The organism is Pseudohongiella sp. (assembly GCF_011050365.1).
In the GTDB taxonomy this organism is placed as follows: domain Bacteria; phylum Pseudomonadota; class Gammaproteobacteria; order Pseudomonadales; family Pseudohongiellaceae; genus Pseudohongiella.
Genome location: NZ_DRFV01000017.1, coordinates 68,833 through 87,057, shown reverse-complemented (window position 1 = coordinate 87,057; position 18,225 = coordinate 68,833). Strand labels below are relative to the sequence as shown.

General features: G+C 57.3%; 12 protein-coding genes. 5 read left to right on the top strand and 7 right to left on the bottom strand.

The window, feature by feature from the left end:
* Positions 1-4: 4 nt before the first annotated feature.
* Positions 5-2,446, bottom strand: coding sequence for a xanthine dehydrogenase family protein molybdopterin-binding subunit (locus ENH71_RS14995; protein WP_294130645.1), 2,442 nt, complete (start codon positions 2,444-2,446; stop codon positions 5-7).
* Positions 2,443-3,033, bottom strand: coding sequence for a (2Fe-2S)-binding protein (locus ENH71_RS14990; RefSeq protein ID WP_294130648.1), 591 nt, complete (start codon positions 3,031-3,033; stop codon positions 2,443-2,445). The genes ENH71_RS14995 and ENH71_RS14990 overlap by 4 nt, the downstream gene beginning before the upstream one ends.
* Positions 3,034-3,219: 186 nt before the next feature.
* Here ENH71_RS14990 and ENH71_RS14985 point away from each other — a divergent pair, with 186 nt between their 5' ends.
* Together ENH71_RS14985 and ENH71_RS14980 are read left to right on the top strand one after the other, a co-directional pair.
* Complete coding sequence (locus tag ENH71_RS14985; RefSeq protein ID WP_294137924.1) at positions 3,220-3,954, top strand: VWA domain-containing protein; 735 nt, start codon at positions 3,220-3,222, stop codon at positions 3,952-3,954.
* Positions 3,955-3,964: 10 nt separating this feature from the next.
* Positions 3,965-4,723, top strand: a complete 759-nt coding sequence (locus ENH71_RS14980; RefSeq protein WP_294130654.1) for a J domain-containing protein — start codon at positions 3,965-3,967, stop codon at positions 4,721-4,723.
* Here the strand turns inward: ENH71_RS14980 and ENH71_RS14975 are convergent.
* The 4 genes from ENH71_RS14975 to ENH71_RS14960 form a co-directional block, all read right to left on the bottom strand.
* Positions 4,690-5,457, bottom strand: a complete 768-nt coding sequence (locus ENH71_RS14975; protein WP_294130657.1) for an enoyl-CoA hydratase — start codon at positions 5,455-5,457, stop codon at positions 4,690-4,692. The two genes, ENH71_RS14980 and ENH71_RS14975, sit on opposite strands and share 34 nt — an antisense overlap.
* Positions 5,458-5,589: 132 nt before the next feature.
* Positions 5,590-6,789, bottom strand: coding sequence for an E22 family MetX-like putative esterase (locus ENH71_RS14970; RefSeq protein WP_294130659.1), 1,200 nt, complete (start codon positions 6,787-6,789; stop codon positions 5,590-5,592).
* 70 nt (positions 6,790-6,859) lie between these two features.
* On the bottom strand, positions 6,860-8,479 hold the full coding sequence (locus tag ENH71_RS14965; protein ID WP_294130663.1) for a long-chain fatty acid--CoA ligase: 1,620 nt from the start codon (positions 8,477-8,479) through the stop codon (positions 6,860-6,862).
* Between the two features lie 69 nt (positions 8,480-8,548).
* Complete coding sequence (locus ENH71_RS14960) at positions 8,549-9,853, bottom strand: GntP family permease (protein ID WP_294130666.1); 1,305 nt, start codon at positions 9,851-9,853, stop codon at positions 8,549-8,551.
* Positions 9,854-10,003: 150 nt separating this feature from the next.
* On the opposite strand from ENH71_RS14960, the gene ENH71_RS14955 reads away from it, so the two are divergent.
* Both ENH71_RS14955 and ENH71_RS14950 read left to right on the top strand, forming a co-directional pair.
* On the top strand, positions 10,004-12,304 hold the full coding sequence (locus tag ENH71_RS14955; protein ID WP_294130669.1) for a TonB-dependent receptor: 2,301 nt from the start codon (positions 10,004-10,006) through the stop codon (positions 12,302-12,304).
* 147 nt (positions 12,305-12,451) lie between these two features.
* A complete protein-coding gene (locus ENH71_RS14950) occupies positions 12,452-13,159 on the top strand; it encodes a response regulator transcription factor (RefSeq protein ID WP_294130671.1) in 708 nt (235 codons plus the stop codon).
* Here ENH71_RS14950 and ENH71_RS14945 read toward each other — a convergent pair.
* Positions 13,136-16,549: a hybrid sensor histidine kinase/response regulator gene (locus ENH71_RS14945; RefSeq protein ID WP_294130672.1), complete on the bottom strand. Its 3,414-nt coding sequence runs from the start codon at positions 16,547-16,549 to the stop codon at positions 13,136-13,138. The genes ENH71_RS14950 and ENH71_RS14945 overlap by 24 nt on opposite strands.
* 113 nt (positions 16,550-16,662) lie before the next feature.
* Here ENH71_RS14945 and ENH71_RS14940 point away from each other — a divergent pair, with 113 nt between their 5' ends.
* A complete protein-coding gene (locus tag ENH71_RS14940; RefSeq protein WP_294130675.1) occupies positions 16,663-18,192 on the top strand; it encodes a fumarate hydratase in 1,530 nt (509 codons plus the stop codon).
* Positions 18,193-18,225 lie beyond the last annotated feature (33 nt).

Genomic DNA, 18,225 nt, shown 5'->3' with positions numbered 1-18,225 from the left:
TACCTCAGAATGTGTTCGTTTTCAGGTCGCCGGTGTTGAAATGGTCCAGTTGCGCTACATGATTGATGATCATGTCCGGTGTCACCGGTGCGCGATTGAACAAGTGACCACCGAGTGCGTCGGATATGGCGCTGGAAAGTGCCGCTGCCGCGCAGCCCTGTGAAGGCTCCCCGACCCCGCGTGAGCCCATCGGACTCTGCGGATCCGGGATATTAAGTCCGGCAGTGTTGTTGTTCTGGGCAACATCCAGATAGGTCGGGATTTTCGCCTGGTACAGTCCAACGTTAGCCGACAGACCATTCTGAGGATCGTAGACATGACGCTCGTAGCCTGACAGACCCACACCCCATACGCCGCCGCCGTTCATGCTTTGGCTGAAGCCCAGCGGGTGGATGATGGTGCCACAGTCTGCAACAGCGGTGTAATCCACAATGTCATATTTGCCTGTGCCCAGATCCAGTTCGATTTCCATGAAACCGATGGTCATGGACGGAACAGTACCCGAGTGACGGCTGTCCTTGGCCACACCAATCAGGCCGGTGCCGGCAAGGCCCTGTACCGAGCGTTTGGTGACATCATTAAGCTCATCAGGGAATGTCTCACCGCTGTATTCACCGCCCATCTCCACAGCGCGCTGCGCCGCTTCCGCATATGTCATGCCTTGCTCGGCGTTGCTGGTCAGGTATACACGCTGGCCGTCGATTTCATAATCATCAGCCACGCCGCCCAGATCCGCGGCGGCGATGTCCTTGAGCTTGCGCAGGGCGTCCTGTGCGGCTACAAAGTTTGTGCGCACTTCCGTGAACATGGTGTTACTGCCGGCCTGGTACGTGCTGTAAGGCAGGTGCAGGTCAGAGTTGCCGCGAACGATTTCGCAGTTATTCCAGTCCACTTTGAGTACTTCCGCAGCGGTGCGGACAACAGACGCGTACGAGTACGTCCCCAGGTTGCCGACACCGGTGTGCAGGTAAAGGCGACCGTCCGTGCCGATTCGGCACAGGCCGTCGTAACCGCTGGCGCCGGCTGAGTGATAACCCATGCCCAGGCCGATACCGGTCACCTTGTTACCATTACGCTGACCGGAACGCTGCATGCGCTCATCCCAGCTGAACATGTCCGCACCCATTTGAATGGCCTGCGGGAAAAACGCGCTGGTCAGGGCGCCGCGACGTGGACCAATCAGGTCTTCGCTGACTGGTGCGTTCTGACGGCGAACCGTCATGCGGTCGAGGCCGGCCTGGCGGATAGCCTTGTCAAAGATCGGCGCCAACACGGCGGCCATCTCGTTCTGGCCCGGGCCACGTTGGGCGCCACGGGGCGTGGTGTTGGTATACAGTGTTACGCCACGGAAACGCATGGCTGCCGGTTGCAGCATCAGGGAGATGTGCTCGGCTGCTGAACTGTTGCTGGCACCGCCGCCTGAGCCGGCGTCACCAACGATGATCACGTCGACTGCGCCGACGTCACCGTTGGGCTTGAGGCCCAGCTTCATGCGACCCTGCATGCCGGAGCGTGCAGAACCAATGTAGAACTCTTCTTCCCGGGTAATACGCAGTTGTACCGGGCGATTGATCTTGCGCGCCAGGTGGCCGGTGACAGCCATGACCGGATACGGGAAGATCTTGCCGCCGAAGCCGCCGCCGGTGTTCTCGTTGATGAACACCAGGTTGGCCGGATCGATGCCCAGCATGCCTGCCAGCGGTGCAATACCGATGGTGTGACTCTGCAGTGAACCGTGGAAGAAACAACGGCCATTTTCCCAGTATGCCATGCCGGTGCGTGGCTCCAGCGCATGGTGAGGCTGGCCGATGGTGACAAAAGGCTCTTCAACAATCGTGGTGCACTGTGCGAATTCTGCTTCCAGCTCACCAAATGCCCACTCTTCCGGGAAGTTGGCGCCTTCCGGAACCTGACCGGCACGGAAGGCGTTAATGGCATCACGTGACCACTTCACTTCGCCCACGTCAGTGCCTGATGCGGTAGTGCCCGCAGCGGCGTCACCAGCGTTGCGTACCAGCGTATTACCGGTCGGGTAGGGGTTGGGGCCACCCTCGACGAGAGTGTCCAGAGGGTCTACCACAAATGGGCGACGCTCAAAATCGATGCGGATCTTTTCGATTGCGTTTTCGGCAATCTCTTCGGTCACCGCAGCAACTGCCAGGATAGGCTGGCCGATGTAGGTAATGATATCTGATGCCAGTGCCGGGTTGGCGGGCGGAGCCGCCTGCGGCAGGTCTTCGGTGGTCAGAATGCCGACCACGCCGTCCATTGCCAGTGCTTCAGAGTAATCGATGTTGACAATGCGCCCGGCAGGCAGCGGACTGGTCAGCAGTCGCGCAAATACCATGCCTTCGCGTTTAAAGTCTTCAGCGTAGCGGGCGGCGCCGGTAACTTTGGCTTCGATATCCGGCGGCGTAAAGTTCTTACCAATATGTTTATATGTCATGACAATTGCCCCGAGGCGCGCATCACGCCATTCAGATAGTGATCATAAGCACCACAGCGACACAGGTTGCCAGACAGCGCCTGACGCGCTTCGTCGCGGGTTGGCCGTGGGTTTGTCTTCAGCAGTGCAACTGCGGACATGATCTGACCCGGCGTGCAGAAACCACACTGCGGGCTAAGCTCATCAATGAATGCCTGCTGAACTGCGTGCAGGGTGCCGTCGGCGGCGCGCAGACCTTCCACGGTGACCACCTGGCGTCCTTTTACGGAGTGCGTCAGGGTGGAGCAGGCGTAGTTGGTAACGTCGTCTATGGTCACGGTGCAGGCGCCGCACTCACCTCGGTTACAGCCGATTTTGGTGCCGGTCAGGCCAAGTTTGTAGCGCAGGGTGTGAGCCAGCGTTTCCTGGGGTGTCACGTCGACGCGGCGCGTGCGCCCGTTGACGTTAAGCGACACAAGGCGCTCGACGCCCCCGGCGGGCCGCTGGGCCGCCGCTGATGCGAGATAGAATCCGGCGCCGCTGGATGCAGCCGCTCCGAAAAATATCACGCTTTTGATAAATCGTCTGCGTGTGAGTTTAGGGGTCACGGGTAGGATCTCCACATATTATTAGTGACTGATGGAGGTAAGCAGTACTGTAGTGTACCGTCGTATTTTATCTTCCAAGCTCTAAGGGTAGGCCGCATTTCGCTTTTGTTCAAGTTCAAAAGGTGAAATGTCACAATTAGTTCTGATTCAGCTACAATCGTCGGTACTATGAAAGATATCGAAAAAATGTTCAATCCCAAGGCAAACGCCGATACAAAGCCGGACGCTGGCAACCAGTCGGTGGCATCACGCCCGGAACTGGATGCATTTTTGCAGAAAGTCGCCGCCATGCCACCGGTCCAGACCGGCAATGCGGCGGGTCGACTGGTGTTTGCGCTGGACGCCACAGCCAGCCGTGAAGCCACCTGGGATCAGGCCATGCAACTGCAGGCGGAGATGTTCAGCAGCGCCCAGTCGCTGGGTGGCTTGCAGGTGCAGCTGTGCTACTTCCGCGGTATCACGGAGTTCTATGCCAGCGAGTGGTATCTGGAGACCGCGCCCCTGCTCTCCAGGATGACCGGGATCCGCTGTCAGGCCGGCATCACCAAGATCGGGAGGTTACTGGATCATGTTAAGGCGGAAACACGCCAGTCCAGAATTCACGCCGTGGTATACATAGGCGACTGTATGGAGGAGAACATGGATGTTCTGTGTCAGCGCGCCGGCGAGCTGGGGCTGCTGAATGTCCCACTGTTCCTGTTCCAGGAAGGCAATGAGGCCACGGCGCGCCGTTGTTTTGTCGAGATGGCGCGTCTTTCCGGTGGTGCCTATTCGCCGTTTGATCGTGACAGTGCCGATCAGTTGCGGGACCTGCTGAAAGCGGTGGCGGTTTATGCCAGCGGCGGCCTCAAGGCCTTGCAGGATTTCAGCAAAAAAGCGCATCCAGCGGTAAAGCTGCTCGGACACCAATTGTCACGTTGAGGACAACTATTTGATTATCCTTCGTTTATTGGCTCCGCTGGTGCTGGCATGGCTGGCCTATTGGGGCCTGCGCCGACTCAGTCAGCGGTATTCTCTGACCGCGCGCCAGTTCAAGTGGCTGGTGGGGCTGGCTGCCGCGCTGCTGGTGATCATGGTGTTGATCGTGATGGGTCGTCTGCCGGTGCAGGCACTGGCGGCACCGTTTCTGTTTCTGCTCACGTTCCTGTTGCGCAATGGTCACTGGCTGATGCGCATACTGCCCATGTTACGACCCAAGTATCAGTCGCAGTCGTCATCGCCGCGCGGGGACTCGGCCGGCCCGGGTGTGTCTGCAATCAACACACGCTGGCTGGCGATGGAGCTGACGCACAGCACCGGCGCCATGGATGGAGAAGTCCTGGCCGGACGTTTTGCCGGCAAACAGCTGTCGACCCTGGCGCTGGAAGATCTGCTAAGTCTTGCCGGCGAGTGCCGCCAGGATGCTGATTCAATACAATTGCTGGAAGCTTACCTGGATCGCATGTTCCCCGACTGGCAGGCGCATGCTGACGCCGACAGCTCAGAGCAGTCGCGACCTGCCAGCAGTGACTCCATGATGACTGAGCCATTGGCGCTGGAGATTCTGGGTCTGGACAGCGGTGCCTCGCGCGAAGCCATCACGACTGCGCACCGCCGCCTGATGCAGAAGATGCATCCGGATCGCGGCGGCTCGGATTATCTGGCGCAGCGGATCAATCAGGCACGGGACTTTTTGTTGAGAAAGGCCTGAAATACGGCCTGCGCATCCGGCGTTTGCAGTAGCCGGGCGAACTCTGTCAGCTCCGTGGTGATGATGTCGTCCAGCGGCTTTGCCTGATTGCGTTTGATCAGCGCCTTCGATGTCTGTACTGCATCCGCTGGCAGGCGGGCGAGTTCATGCGCCTTGGTCATGGCGTGTTCCAGATAACCGGCCGCTGGCAGTACTTCATTGATGATACCGTAGTCCTTGGCTTTCTGCGCCGAAAAGCGTTCGCCCAGCAAGAGCAGTTCGCTGGCGCGCTGGTGTCCGACTATCTGTTGCAGCAAAAGGCTGGACCCGGCTTCCGGGCACAGCCCCAGGCGGGTAAACGGCAACTGTAAGAACGATTCCTCGGCGGCGTACACCAGGTCACAGTGCAGCAACATGGTGGTACCGATGCCGATGGCCAAGCCGCCCACCGCCGCAATCACCGGTTTGCGGGCATGGCCAATGGCTTTCATGAACTGCACTGACGGGCGTTCAGTCCCCAGATCAGGTGATTTAACAAAATCATTAACATCGTTGCCGCTGGTAAAACACGCCTCTGTCCCGCGAATCAGGATAACTTTTATCTCGTCGTCCTTGTCCGCTGCCACGATGCCCTGGGCCAGTGCGCCATACATGGTCTGGGTGAGCGCGTTTTTTTTGTCGGGTCGATCAATCTGGATAACCAGAACACCTTGGGAGACCTGATAAATAATGTGCTGATCGGGTGAGGAAATCATGGTTAAGGCTCGTCTTGATGGTTGGATTTGACCCCGATTGTAGAGCAAGACCCGGCTCTTGGGTAGGGATCCTGAATGGCTTCAGTTTGCGAGCTGCAACGCACAATTAAACCTGATTTCCTGCAACCTGTTTCAATCGCTGGTCAGGAAATCAGTTATCAGGCCCGCTTTCTGTTCCAGCATGTAAACACCATTCAGGTGGCCCCAGGGACCATCGATCTCCTCATAGTAGGATTCCTTGCCCAGCGACTGCAGCGTGTTGTGTGCTTCCTGCGCGAGATAGGGCTGCAACAACAGGTCATTGCTGGACGGCAGAAACAGTGTTTTGGCGGTAACCGGCATCAGGCCGGCAGCCAGGTCCCGGGCAAAGCCGGCCATGAACAATTGGTTGGCGCGCACCAGGTACAGCAGATGATTGGCGTCAGCAAAGGTGGTGCGGGTTTGTGCCGCCGCATTAAGCTGATTGACGACCGAGAAGTTTTCGCGGATGTCATGCAGCGGCGCTGTTTCCCGCGGAGAACTGCTGGCGTAAATCTGATTGAACATTTGCGGATGCATGGCTTGCAGGGTCACCATGGACAGTGCCTGACGCAAACCCTTCGTGGGTGCGTCAGCATTGTAATAGTTGCCATCATTCCAGTTTGGATCAGCGATGATCGGATTGGCCCATTGCTGCAAGGTGGCGATGGTCCATGGGTCAACGGCGCCGCCGCCAATTACGGAAATGACCCGTTCAACAAAGTCCGGGTAGGCCGTGGCCCAGTCCAGTGCCTGCAACGATCCCATTGAGGCACCGACAACAGCGTGCAGTTTCTCCACGCCCAGGCTGTCGAGCAGGGCTTTCTGCACATTGACAAAATCACGAATGGTGACGACCGGGAAGTCCAGAGCGTACGGCTCGCCGGTGGCCGGATTGATGCTGGCCGGGCCGGTGGTGGTCACCATCGGGTTGTGTGGTTCCTGGTTGACAAGGGTATCGGAACTGATCACGTAGTAGGTGTCGGTGTCTATCGCTTTGCCAGGGCCGATAAGCGCATCCCAGTATCCGGGCAATGCATCGTTCGCAGCGTAGCGTCCGGCCGCATGGCTGTTGCCGGAGAAAAAGTGCGTGATCAGAATGACATTGTCTTTGGCGGCATTGAGTTCGCCGTAGGCTTCCCAGCCGACATTGACCTCTGCGATCTGTTGGCCGTTGTAGGTGGAAAAGTTCTGCGTCGTAAACACCTGCTTCTCGACCAGGCTGACGGAGTCGTCTGCCAGCGACGATGACATGCATGCACTCAGCCAACAGCCGAGCAAAGCGGGCAATACAATATTTTTCAGTCTCATCATGATCCGTTTCCTTGTTCAATCTGTCTGTGGCACTTGGCCCTGTCTGCGTTTGTGCAGCGAGCGCTGATGCTCAGGACACAAGCACGTTGCCGTACTGTTCGCGTAATTCGTTCTTCAGTACTTTACCGGTGCCGGTCTTGGGTAATCCGGTAATAAAGATGGTCTGGTCCGGCGTCCACCAGCGGGCAATTTTGCCGTCCAGAAACGCAACCACATCTTCATGCGTCATACTGGTGTTTTTATTCGGCACCACGATCAGCACTGGCCGTTCGTCCCATTTTTCATGCCTGGCGCCGATCACCGAGCACTCGTTGACCGAGGGATGCTGACTGACAATGTTTTCAATCTCAAGTGAGCTGATCCATTCGCCGCCGCTTTTGATCACGTCTTTTTTTCGATCGACTACCCGCAGGGTGCCATTCGGGTCGATAACGGCAATGTCGCCGGTTGCCAGCCAGCCATCCGGGAACGCGCTGAGATCGTCATTCCGGTAATACTGCGAACTGATCCAGGGGCCGCGTACACGCAATTCTCCGGTCGCCGTTCCGTCGTGACAGACGCGTTGATCATCGGCGTCAAACAGGGCCATCTCCACACCAAACGCGGCGCGTCCGGCCGAGGTTTGTTGCCGATAGCGTTCGGCCATGGGCAACGCCATGACATCCGCCGTGGGTGGCAGAGATGTCGCCAGTGGTCCGGTTTCGGTCATGCCCCAGATAGGCTGCCAGTAAATACCATAACGCTCCTGATACAGTTTGACCATGCCCAGCGGAGAAGCTGCTCCGCCGACACAGACGCGTTCGAGTGTGGTGTTGCTGACGTCATTGTCCGCCCAATGGTTATGCAGGGTCAGCCAGATTGTGGGCACACCCAGGCCCACAGTCACACCTTCACTGTTGATCAGTTCCGACATGCTGGCGCCGTCCATGCCCGCCCCTGGCAATACCAGTTTGCATCCGGCCAGTGGGGCTGCATAAGGAGCGCCCCAGGCGCCGGCGTGGTACATCGCCACCATGGGCATCAGCACGGTGTGGGTATCGAGGTCCAGCAGCTCACGTGACGCGGTGGCCTGTGCGTGCAACACCATGGCTCGGTGTGAATACAATACACCTTTGGGGTTGCCAGTGGTGCCGGAGGTATAACACAGGGCGGCGGCGGTATTTTCATCAAACCGCGGCCAGTCATAGTCAGTTGGCTGCGCTTCGATCAGTTCTTCAAAGCAGTATAGCTGAGCCAATGAGGTGTCAGGCATGTGGGCGCGATCAGTCATGACCACAAAAGCTTTCACACTCGTCAATTTGTCCTGCAGGGGTTCCAGTAATTTGACAAAGGGCAGATCAACAAACACGATCTTGTCTTCGGCGTGATTGATGATGTAGTCAATCTGTTCGCTGAACAATCGTGGGTTGACGGTATGCAGTATCGCGCCGATGCCAGAGACGGCATAGTACAGTTCCATGTGACGGTGTGTATTCCATGCCAGAGTCGCAATACAGTCACCCGGTTTGACCGCAAGCGCATCCAGTGCGTGCGCCAGCTGACTGCTGCGCTGCCATATCTGTGCGTAGTCGCTGCGATGAATATCGCCTTCCAGACGACGCGAGACCACAGCTTGTGACGGGTGGCGATCGCGGGCATGACGCAGCAGGTCAATGATCAGTAGTTGGGTGTCCATCATGTTGCCGAGCATTGTCATCTCCTGCGGGTAAACCGGTGTATTCGTCGATTGGTCGTTGCTGCTGAGCCCGGCGGGCTCAGCTCAAAACAGATTAAAAAGCAGCAGGGCCAGCGACAGACCCATCAATGGCACCACGACGGTAACTGCGCCAACTGCCCAATACGCATCCTTGTGTGTCTCATTACAGATGCCGCGGATGGTTGTCACCACGTAACCATTATGTGGCAGGGAATCCAGCGCGCCTGAAGAAATGGCCACCACACGGTGCAGTTGTTCGGGATTGACGCCCAGATCCAGGTAATGCGGCGCCACGGCGGGCAGGGCAATGACCTGGCCACCCGAGGCGGATCCGGTCAGGCCTGCGATAGCGCTGACAGCGACCGCTGCGCCCACCAGTTCATTACCGGGCAATGATGTCACTGCCAGCACCGCCATATCAAACGCTGGTGTAATGCGCGCGACGCCGCCGAAGCCGACGACCGCGGCAGTATTGCCGATGGCAATCAGGGCGCCCGTGGTGGCGTGTCCGAGCGCCACCTGGATGTCGTTAAAGTAGCGCCAGTTAATAGCCATCAGTGACAGCACGCCGCCAAGCAAGGCCACGATAAGTGCGTTCTGTTGCAAACTGTCATGATAAAAAAACGAAAGTGCCAGAACCACGACGAGCGGCAGCATTCCCGTTGCCGGATGCGGCAAGTGGCGTTCCTGCAGTTTCGGGTCGTTATCTCTGGCCTGGAAGCTCTCACCCCGGTTGACCGCGGCGCCGATGATGCGTTGCAGCCACCAATAACCAAACAGCGCCATGAAAACAGCAACAACAAGACTGACTTCCCAGGCGGCATATGGCGTGGTGCCCAGATACTCCATGGGGATCCAGTTCTGGATTTCCGGCGAGCCGGCAGACGTCATGGTAAAGGTCACCGAGCCGAAGGCCAGCGCCGCCGGAATGAAGCGGCGGGGCAGATTGGCTTCCTTGAACAGGCTCAATGCCATCGGGTATACCGCGAACGCCACCACGAACAGGCTGACGCCACCGTAGGTCAGCACCGCGCAGGCGATGACCACAGCAAGAACGGCGCGTTGTTTGCCCAACTTGCCGGTGATCCAGCCGGCGACGCTGTCGGCTGCGCCGGTGTCTTCCATGAATTTGCCAAAGATGGATCCGAGCAGGAACATGAAGAACCAGGAAGCGATAAAGCCGGTGAAGCCTGTCATATAGCTCTGGACAAAGTTCTGCTCGGCCAGGAAGATCGGGATGCCACTGGTCAGGGCAACGATAAGTGCGCAGACCGGGGCACTGATAAACAGATTCCAGCCGCGCAGAGTAAGCACAATGAGCAAGGCGAGGCCGCCAACCAGGCCTGCTAAACTGACAACATCTGACATGAAGACCCCTTGGACTTGTTATTCTTGGTGGGGGCTATTGTTCCTGAATGCAGCGTTGCAACCCATAGTACTATGGTACAGGTCACAAAAAGGAGTGACTTAGGGTATTGTGTCGACCGAGTAATAAAAATTCCAAGGGGAGCTCGTCTAATGAAACACACCAAATTCAGATATTCAACCTGCGCAATAGCAGTGTCAGCGGCTATGGGTGGTTTTGCATTCCCCGCGCTGGCACAGGATGCGGCGCAGGAAACCAGGCAGCCTGAAGGCCGTATTCTGGAGAGCATCGAAGTCACCGCGCGCCGCACTGTTGAAAACATGCAGCAGGTGCCACTGGCAGTCACGTCTCTGGGCGCGGAGGATATCTCTGACCGCGGTCTGGAGACCATCCTTGAAGTACAACAGTTCTCTCCCAACACAACCCTGCAGGAAAGCCGTGCGACCAACTCCACGCTGACCGCGTTTATCCGCGGTGTCGGCCAGGAAGACCCGTTGTGGGGCTACGAGTCCGGTGTCGGTATCTATATAGATGACGTGTACATTGCACGACCGCAGGGCGCGGTGCTGGATATTCTTAACGTACAGCGCGTCGAGGTTCTGCGTGGGCCGCAAGGTACGCTGTATGGCAAGAACACTGTTGGTGGTGCCCTTAAATACGTGACGCAGCGCATGACCGGAGAGGCCGAGCTGGCTACCACCGTCACGGCCGGTACCTATGGCCAGCGGGATCTCAAACTGGTCGGCCAGGTGCCGGTGACGGATGATTTCTATCTGGGCTTTGGTTACGCCAACCTGACGCGGGATGGCTTTGGCAAATTCCTGGTCAGCGATCTGCCGGGCCAGGACATGGAGAACTACAACAAGGATCTGCAGGCCTATCGCATCACGGCAGAATACACGCCTGCCGACAATGTGTTTATCCAGTTGGGTTATGACAGGACTGAAGACACGTCGAATTCCAAAGGTGGCTATCGTCTGCTGCCCAGTTTGCTGACTGATCAGGCGCCCGTGCCGGACAGCATCTACGACTCCTATACCAGTTTGCCCACTGCCAACAAGGTGGAGACTGAGGGCGTGAATCTGACGGTTCAGTGGGACGTCAACAACTCAACCACGCTGAAATCGATCACCTCGCAGCGTGAAAACTACTCACCGGTCAATATCGATTTTGACAACACCCCGCTGCGAATCTTTGATGTACCGGCAATCTATGAAGATGAATGGTTTACCCAGGAATTCCAGCTCAACTACCGCGCTGACAATTTCAATGTGGTATCGGGTCTGTACTACTTCGATTCAGAGTCGTGTGGTGTGTTTGATGCCATCCTGGAAGAACTCGGTCAGTCGCTGGGTGCGCCCGGCCTGACCCGCGAAGTGTCCGGTTGCAGCAACAGCAAAAGCACGGCGGTTTATGCGGACGGTACCTACCGGTTCAATGACCAGTGGAGCGTCAGTGGTGGTATCCGTTACACCAAGGATGACAAGGAATCGGTGGTGCGCAACGGCCTGATTTTCGACACTGTGTATCCGGAATCAGGCTGGCTGCCAGGCTATGTGCGCACAGCGGGTGCTACACCCATTGTGCTGGACGACAGCGCCGACTGGTCCAAAGTAACGCCGCGAGTCAGCGTTGAATATCAGGCCAGTGCTGACACCATGGTTTATGCCAGCTACAGCGAAGGTTTCAAATCCGGTACCTTCAATCCGCGGGCGACAACAGCCGAGCCTGCGGCGAACCCCGAAGATGTTGAATCCTATGAAGTCGGCATCAAGACGGACCTGACGACAACGTTTCGTATGAATGCAGCGGCCTTTATGCTGGATCATAAAAACCGTCAGTACATCTCTGTGATCCCTGATCCGGATGATAATGCGGCGCTGAATCAGCGACTGGGCAACGTCGGTCAGTCTGAAGCCAAAGGTCTGGAGTTTGAATTTACCTGGCTGGCGGGACAGAACCTGAGCCTGTTCGGTAATGTAGGTTTAATTGATGCGGACTTCGAAAATGTTTTCAGTTTTGATGCCGACCTGAACCGGATCGATATCACCGACGATTTTGTCATCACCAATACGCCGGAGCAGACCGTTAACGTTGGCTTCAACTACGATATGCCAATCTCGACCGGTGATATCGTGTTTACCGGCAACTACAGCTACCGCAGCGAGTACAGCCTGACCGAACTGGGCAACATACTGGAACAGGACGGTTACGGCCTTATTAATCTGGGCGTCAGCTGGACCAGCACTGATGGCAAGATGTCACTCGGGCTGCATGGCAAGAACCTGACCGATGAAGAGTTTCTGGTTGGCAACTATGCTTTTGTGGGTGCAGCCGACCCGTCTCTGCCCAATGGTTATGCGCCAGGGCTGGGTGGTGACACAACATTGATCGGGTATTACGGTGCGCCGCGTACCATCAATCTGTCGCTGGGTTATCGCTTCGGCCGATAACCTGGTACGCAGACCCCAAACCAGCCGGGCGTGTCCCGTTGGTTTGGGGTAGATGTCAGGTCCAAGGATTTCCTCTCCATGACCTTGTGCCACCATCGCTGTTGTGATGGTGGCATTTTTTATTGGCCTGAATTAGATTAGGAAACCATGACTCAACGTTCAACACCTTCCGATACCACTGCGCTGGCCAAAGTCATCATTGCTGATGATCACCCCCTGTTTCGCGCTGCGCTGGGGCATGCGCTGGCAACCACACTTAACGGCGAGGTGCTGGAGGCCGAGAGTTTTGACGCCCTGCTGGCGCTATTGTTGCGGCATCCTCAGATCGAGCTGGTATTTCTGGACCTTAACATGCCGGGCAATCAGGGCCTGACTGGCCTGACTGCCATTCGTAATCAGTTTCCCGATATCCTGGTGGTGATTGTTTCCGCGAATGAGCAACTGGATGTGGTCGAGCGTGCCATGAGTTTTGGGGCCAGTGCCTATGTCCCCAAATCAGCGCCGATGCCGGACATTGTCAATGCGGTGGAAACGGTCCTGGGCGGAGACAACTGGCTGCCTGCCCATCTGCAGAGTGCTGGTCTGGTCCAGAAAAACTCGCTGCACCAGGACTTTGCCCGTAAATTGAGTCAACTGACGCCACAGCAGTTCAAAGTGCTACGCTGTATTGCCGACGGCCTGCTCAACAAGCAGATAGCCTATGAGCTGGATGTTCAGGAAACCACCATTAAACAACATGTTTCTGCCATTCTGCGCAAACTTGGTGTCATCAACAGAACGCAGGCCGGGGTGCTGTTTCATGACATGCTGCGTGCTGATGACGAGGACTCCCTAGCCGAAGCCGATACCCTTTAGCAGACGTTTTAACGCCGCCTGTTTGACCGGTTTGGGCAAAAAGTGGGCACCGACCTCAATCACTTGTTCGCGTATGGTTTCATTGGGGTCTGCCGTGCTCAGGATAGCCACAATGTCGCTCGCCCAGCGCGCCCTGATCAATTCTATGGCATCGGTCCCGACCTGCTGGTCGCTCAGGTGCTGGTCCGTCAGGTGATAATCAATCAGCAACAGATCGGGCCGGCGGTCAACCTCCAGCGCTTCCCGGGTGGTAGCGCAGGCGGTGACGTAAGCACCCCATTCCCGTAACAGTGAAGACAGTGCGTCGCGGATGGCAGGGTCATCATCCAGCAATAGTACATGGGTGTTATCCGGCAGTGACCACTGGGAGCTGTCACTGGTCTGCCGCTGTCTGGTCAGCGCGGGGCTGCGCCAGGCGCTGACAGGCAGGCTGAGGGCGAAGCAGGTGCCGCGATTGAGGTGCGACTCCAGGCGAATGGGAATGTCCAGCAGCCTGCACATACGATCGACAATGGCCAGTCCCAGGCCCAGACCGGGATTGTGGTCATGCTGATCCAGCTGTTTGAACTCCATGAAAATTTCATTGAATTTTTCCGGCGGTATGCCGCGGCCGGTATCCCATACCTGTAACTCGATGCGATTTTCAGATTTACGCCTGATACCACATAACACCTTGCCCTGCGGGGTATAACGCACGGCATTGCTCAGCAGGTTCTGCAGGATGCGTAGCAGGATTTTCTGGTCGGTGTGCACGACAACCTGGGTCGGTTGCATGCTGAATTGCAGACCCTGTTCTTTTGCCAGCAGTGTGAAGGATGCGTTCAGAGGCGCCAGGATGTCCCACAAGGCTACATCCTTTTTGTGCGGTTGCAGATTGCCTGACTCCAGTTTGGTCATTTCCAGCAACATCGTCAGCAGTTCTTCTGCGTTTTGCAGGGATTGCTGAATCTGCATGGCAAGATTGGCGTCGTCGCTTTTCATGCGTTTTAATAACATTTCGCAGAACAGGCTGGCGGCGTTCAGCGGCTGCATCAGATCATGTCCTGCCGCCGCAAAGAATTTGGACTTGCTCTGATGGGCGTGCTCGGCAACCTGCTTGGCCACTGACAGTGCTTCAGTGCGATCGGCCACACGCGCTTCCAGTTCGGCGTTGATCTGTTGCAATTCATTCTGCGCGGTGACAAGTTCGGTGATATCTGTGTAGGTCGTCACAAAACCTCCATCAGGCATCGGGTTGCCCTGCAGTTCAATCACCTGGCCGGAGGGTTGTTGGCGCTGGTATCGGTAACGACTGCCGCTACGCAAATAATCCAGGCGTTTGTTTACTTCATCTTCGACATCGGCATCCGCGCGCCCGAACAGACCCCGTCTGGCATTGAAGCGCAGAATCTCTTCAACCGTGATGCCGGCGCGGATCAGGCCCTCCGGGTATGCAAAAATCTCCAGGTAGCGCCGGTTCCATGCGACCAGTCGGAGTTCTTTGTCGATAACGCTGATACCTTGCGGAATATTCTCCACCGATGATTGCAGCAGTTCACGGTTGAAGCGGTAAAGCTGCGACGCTTCCGATGCCCAGTCCACCACTTCTTCCACGGCCACCGGCGATTGCCGTGCCAGGCTGCCGATCAACAACCGGCTCGCCGAACTGCCAATGGCACCCGCCAGCTCCCGCTCCAGCCGAATCAGCAGCATCGGATGCACCAGTCGCTGTTCGGGGACATGGGCAATGCTAAGTCCCAGGCGCTGGTTCAGACCCTCGGCATCCTGTGGATCCATGAACCGGGATAACACCGAGCGCAGACGTCCCCAGGTGACCTGCTGCGCGTGATTGTCCGTGTGTTCGGTCGCCAGCACGTCGGCTTTGTGGGCGGCACGCGTGAACCTGACACCTTGCTGGTGATCGGCAGTTGTTTGCCGGCTGAGCAATGACACCAGGACATAAACCACGATATTGGCGGCCAGGCTCAGTACCACGCCATCACTGATAGCCCTGTCGGTCAGTGGCTGCTCCGGATTCAGCGAGGGCAGCAGCAACAGCGCAGCCCATACCGAGGTGCCCATCAACAACCCGGCAGTGGCGCCGGCACGGTTGGCGCGCTCCCATAACAGTCCGCCAAACATCGAAGGCGCCAACTGCGACAACAAAGCCATGGCGATGAGGCCGTTGCTGACCAGCGGCAGTCCGCCTTCGGTGAGTTTGTGATAGACATAAGCCAGCACCACAATGACAACCATGGTCAGGCGGCGCGTCAGCAGAACGCCCTGTGGCGTGAGGTCGGAGATCAGATTGCCACTGCGCCGTGCGCGCAACCATAACGGCGTGATCACGTCGTTGGACATCATGATGCCCAGGGCCAGTGTTGCCATGATGACCATGCTGGTGGAAGTGGACAGCCCTCCGATGAACGCGATTAGGCTGATGTCCGGCCGGTCGGCGAGAATCGGCAAGGTCAGCAGGAAGGTGTCGCTGGTGCGCGCGTCGGGCGCCAGAATGACGCCCGCCAGCGCGATCGGCAAAATAAAGAAGTTGATGGCAAACAGGTATAACGGAAATGCCCAGCGTGCTTTTTTTAATTCCTCCGGGCTGGTGTTTTCAATGAAATTGACCTGGAATTGCCGTGGTAGCACAAACATCGCCAGTGCCCCCAGCACCATATGGGTGACATAGATATAGGCACCATTGGCTTTGGGTTCCAGCAGCGCGCGGGCCTGCTCGTTGGCGGCGGCTGACAGCACCAGGTCATTGATACCATCGAATAGCTGATAGGTGACAAAAAGTCCCACGACACAGAAGCCAAGCAGTTTGACAATGGATTCGAAGGCGACCGCATCCATCAAGCCGGGATGCTGTTCCGCCAGACTCAGGCGACGGGCACCAAACAGGATGGAGAACCCGATCATGGCCAGACCGACAGCGGCAGCCAGGTCAAGAAACCAGGGCGCGGCGCTGGGCTCCAGGCCGGTGACGGCAGCAAAGCTGGCGGCCACGGCGCGCAATTGCAAGGATATGTAAGGCACCAGTGCTATCAGGCAAATGATAGCGACCAGGGCAGACAGCAGGTGTGACTTGCCGTAGCGTGAACCGATCAGGTCGGCAATGGAGGTAAGATTCTGCGCTTTAACCAGATCCAGCATTTTCAACTGAAATTGATGAGCAAACAGGAAGATGCAAATACCGCCCAGGTAGGTCGGGGCAAACCACCAGCCATACTGCGCGGCCTGGGTGACAGTTCCGTAGAAAGCCCAGGTGGTGCAGTGAACGCCGAGCGCCAGGGTGTAGCGCCAGGGGCGTGCTCCCGTTTTTGTGCTGCGTTCGCCGCGCGAGGCGATAGTGAACAACAGTGCCAGGTAGGCAAAGGCAGCAATCAGGACAACAGAAATTGGTAACATGCGGTGTATCCGGGCCTCAACCAGGGAGCCTTTATGATAGAATTTATGCCGTTTTTGTCCTTGAACCAACCAGGCCCACGCGCTGACCGCACTGGCCAATCGGGAACCAGCAAATGACAGTCATCAAACAAGACGATCTGATCGAGAGTGTAGCCGATGCGCTGCAGTACATCTCCTATTATCATCCACTGGATTTCATTAAAGCCGTCAATGAGGCTTATGAGCGCGAACAGTCGCAGGCGGCAAAAGACGCCATGGCGCAGATTCTGATCAACTCGCGGCTGTGTGCAGAAGGCAAACGGCCCATCTGTCAGGATACCGGTATCGTGACGGTGTTTGTCAAAATTGGCATGAACGTGCAGTGGGGCGATGCCACCATGAGTGTGGCTGATATGATCAACGAAGGTGTGCGTCAGGCATACCTGCATCCGGACAACGTGCTGCGCGCCTCCATTCTGGCGGACCCGGCCGGGGCGCGCAGAAATACCAAAGACAACACGCCCGCCGTGATTCACATGGAAGTCGTGCCCGGCGATGTGCTCGATGTCACTGTCGCCGCCAAAGGCGGTGGGTCCGAAAACAAGTCAAAGATGGCCATGCTCAACCCGAGCGACAGCATTGTCGACTGGATACTGAAGACGGTGCCGACCATGGGCGCCGGCTGGTGCCCGCCCGGCATGCTGGGCATTGGCATTGGCGGCACCGCAGAGAAAGCTGCAGTGATGGCAAAAGAGTCACTGATGGATCCGATTGATATTCACGAGCTGCGCGCGCGAGGCCCGCAAAACCGGGTGGAAGAGCTGCGTCTTGAAATCATGGACAAAGTCAACGCGCTGGGCATAGGTGCACAGGGCCTGGGCGGGCTGACCACTGTGCTGGACATCAAGATCAAGGATTATCCCACCCATGCGGCGTCGCTGCCGGTGGCCATGATTCCGAACTGCGCAGCCACCCGTCATGCGCATTTTGTACTCAAAGGTGACGGCCCGGCGCACCTGACCCCGCCAAAGCTGGAAGACTGGCCGCAGATCACCTGGGACGCCGGCCCCACGGCCCGGCGTGTCAATCTGGATACTGTGACGCAGGCCGATGTGGAAAGCTGGAAGCCGGGTGAAACCCTGTTGCTGTCGGGCAAGATGCTGACCGGGCGTGACGCCGCGCACAAACGCATGGTAGAGATGTTCAGTCGCGGCGAGTCTCTGCCTGACGGTGTAGATCTCAAAGGCAAGTTTATTTACTACGTGGGCCCGGTTGATGCCGTGCGCGATGAAGTGATCGGGCCGGCAGGGCCGACGACGGCCACCCGTATGGACAAATTCACCGAAACCATTCTCGACAAAACCGGGTTGCTTGGCATGATCGGCAAGGCGGAGCGTGGGCAGGTCGCCATTGATGCCATCAAAAAGCACAAGGCGGTGTACCTGATGGCGGTCGGTGGTGCCGCATACCTGGTATCTAAAGCTATCCGTAACTCCCGGATCGTGGCATTTGAAGATCTGGGCATGGAGGCGATACATGAGTTTGTGGTGGAGGATATGCCGGTCACGGTAGCCGTTGATGTCAACGGCACATCGGTGCATCGCACCGGTCCGGCAGAGTGGCAGGCACGCATTGCCGAAGCGCAGCCGGTGACGGTTTCCTGAAACCGCGCGGAAACTATCGGCGACCGACGGATA

What these genes read in the sequence shown, in the direction of transcription:
- ENH71_RS14995 (WP_294130645.1), bottom strand. Translation starts at nt 2,446, where the DNA reads ATGACATATAAACATATTGGTAAGAACTTTACGCCGCCGGATATCGAA.
- ENH71_RS14985 (WP_294137924.1), top strand. Translation starts at nt 3,220, where the DNA reads ATGTTCAATCCCAAGGCAAACGCCGATACAAAGCCGGACGCTGGCAAC.
- ENH71_RS14975 (WP_294130657.1), bottom strand. Translation starts at nt 5,457, where the DNA reads ATGATTTCCTCACCCGATCAGCACATTATTTATCAGGTCTCCCAAGGT.
- ENH71_RS14970 (WP_294130659.1), bottom strand. Translation starts at nt 6,789, where the DNA reads ATGATGAGACTGAAAAATATTGTATTGCCCGCTTTGCTCGGCTGTTGG.
- ENH71_RS14965 (WP_294130663.1), bottom strand. Translation starts at nt 8,479, where the DNA reads ATGCTCGGCAACATGATGGACACCCAACTACTGATCATTGACCTGCTG.
- ENH71_RS14960 (WP_294130666.1), bottom strand. Translation starts at nt 9,853, where the DNA reads ATGTCAGATGTTGTCAGTTTAGCAGGCCTGGTTGGCGGCCTCGCCTTG.
- ENH71_RS14955 (WP_294130669.1), top strand. Translation starts at nt 10,004, where the DNA reads ATGAAACACACCAAATTCAGATATTCAACCTGCGCAATAGCAGTGTCA.
- ENH71_RS14950 (WP_294130671.1), top strand. Translation starts at nt 12,452, where the DNA reads ATGACTCAACGTTCAACACCTTCCGATACCACTGCGCTGGCCAAAGTC.
- ENH71_RS14945 (WP_294130672.1), bottom strand. Translation starts at nt 16,549, where the DNA reads ATGTTACCAATTTCTGTTGTCCTGATTGCTGCCTTTGCCTACCTGGCA.
- ENH71_RS14940 (WP_294130675.1), top strand. Translation starts at nt 16,663, where the DNA reads ATGACAGTCATCAAACAAGACGATCTGATCGAGAGTGTAGCCGATGCG.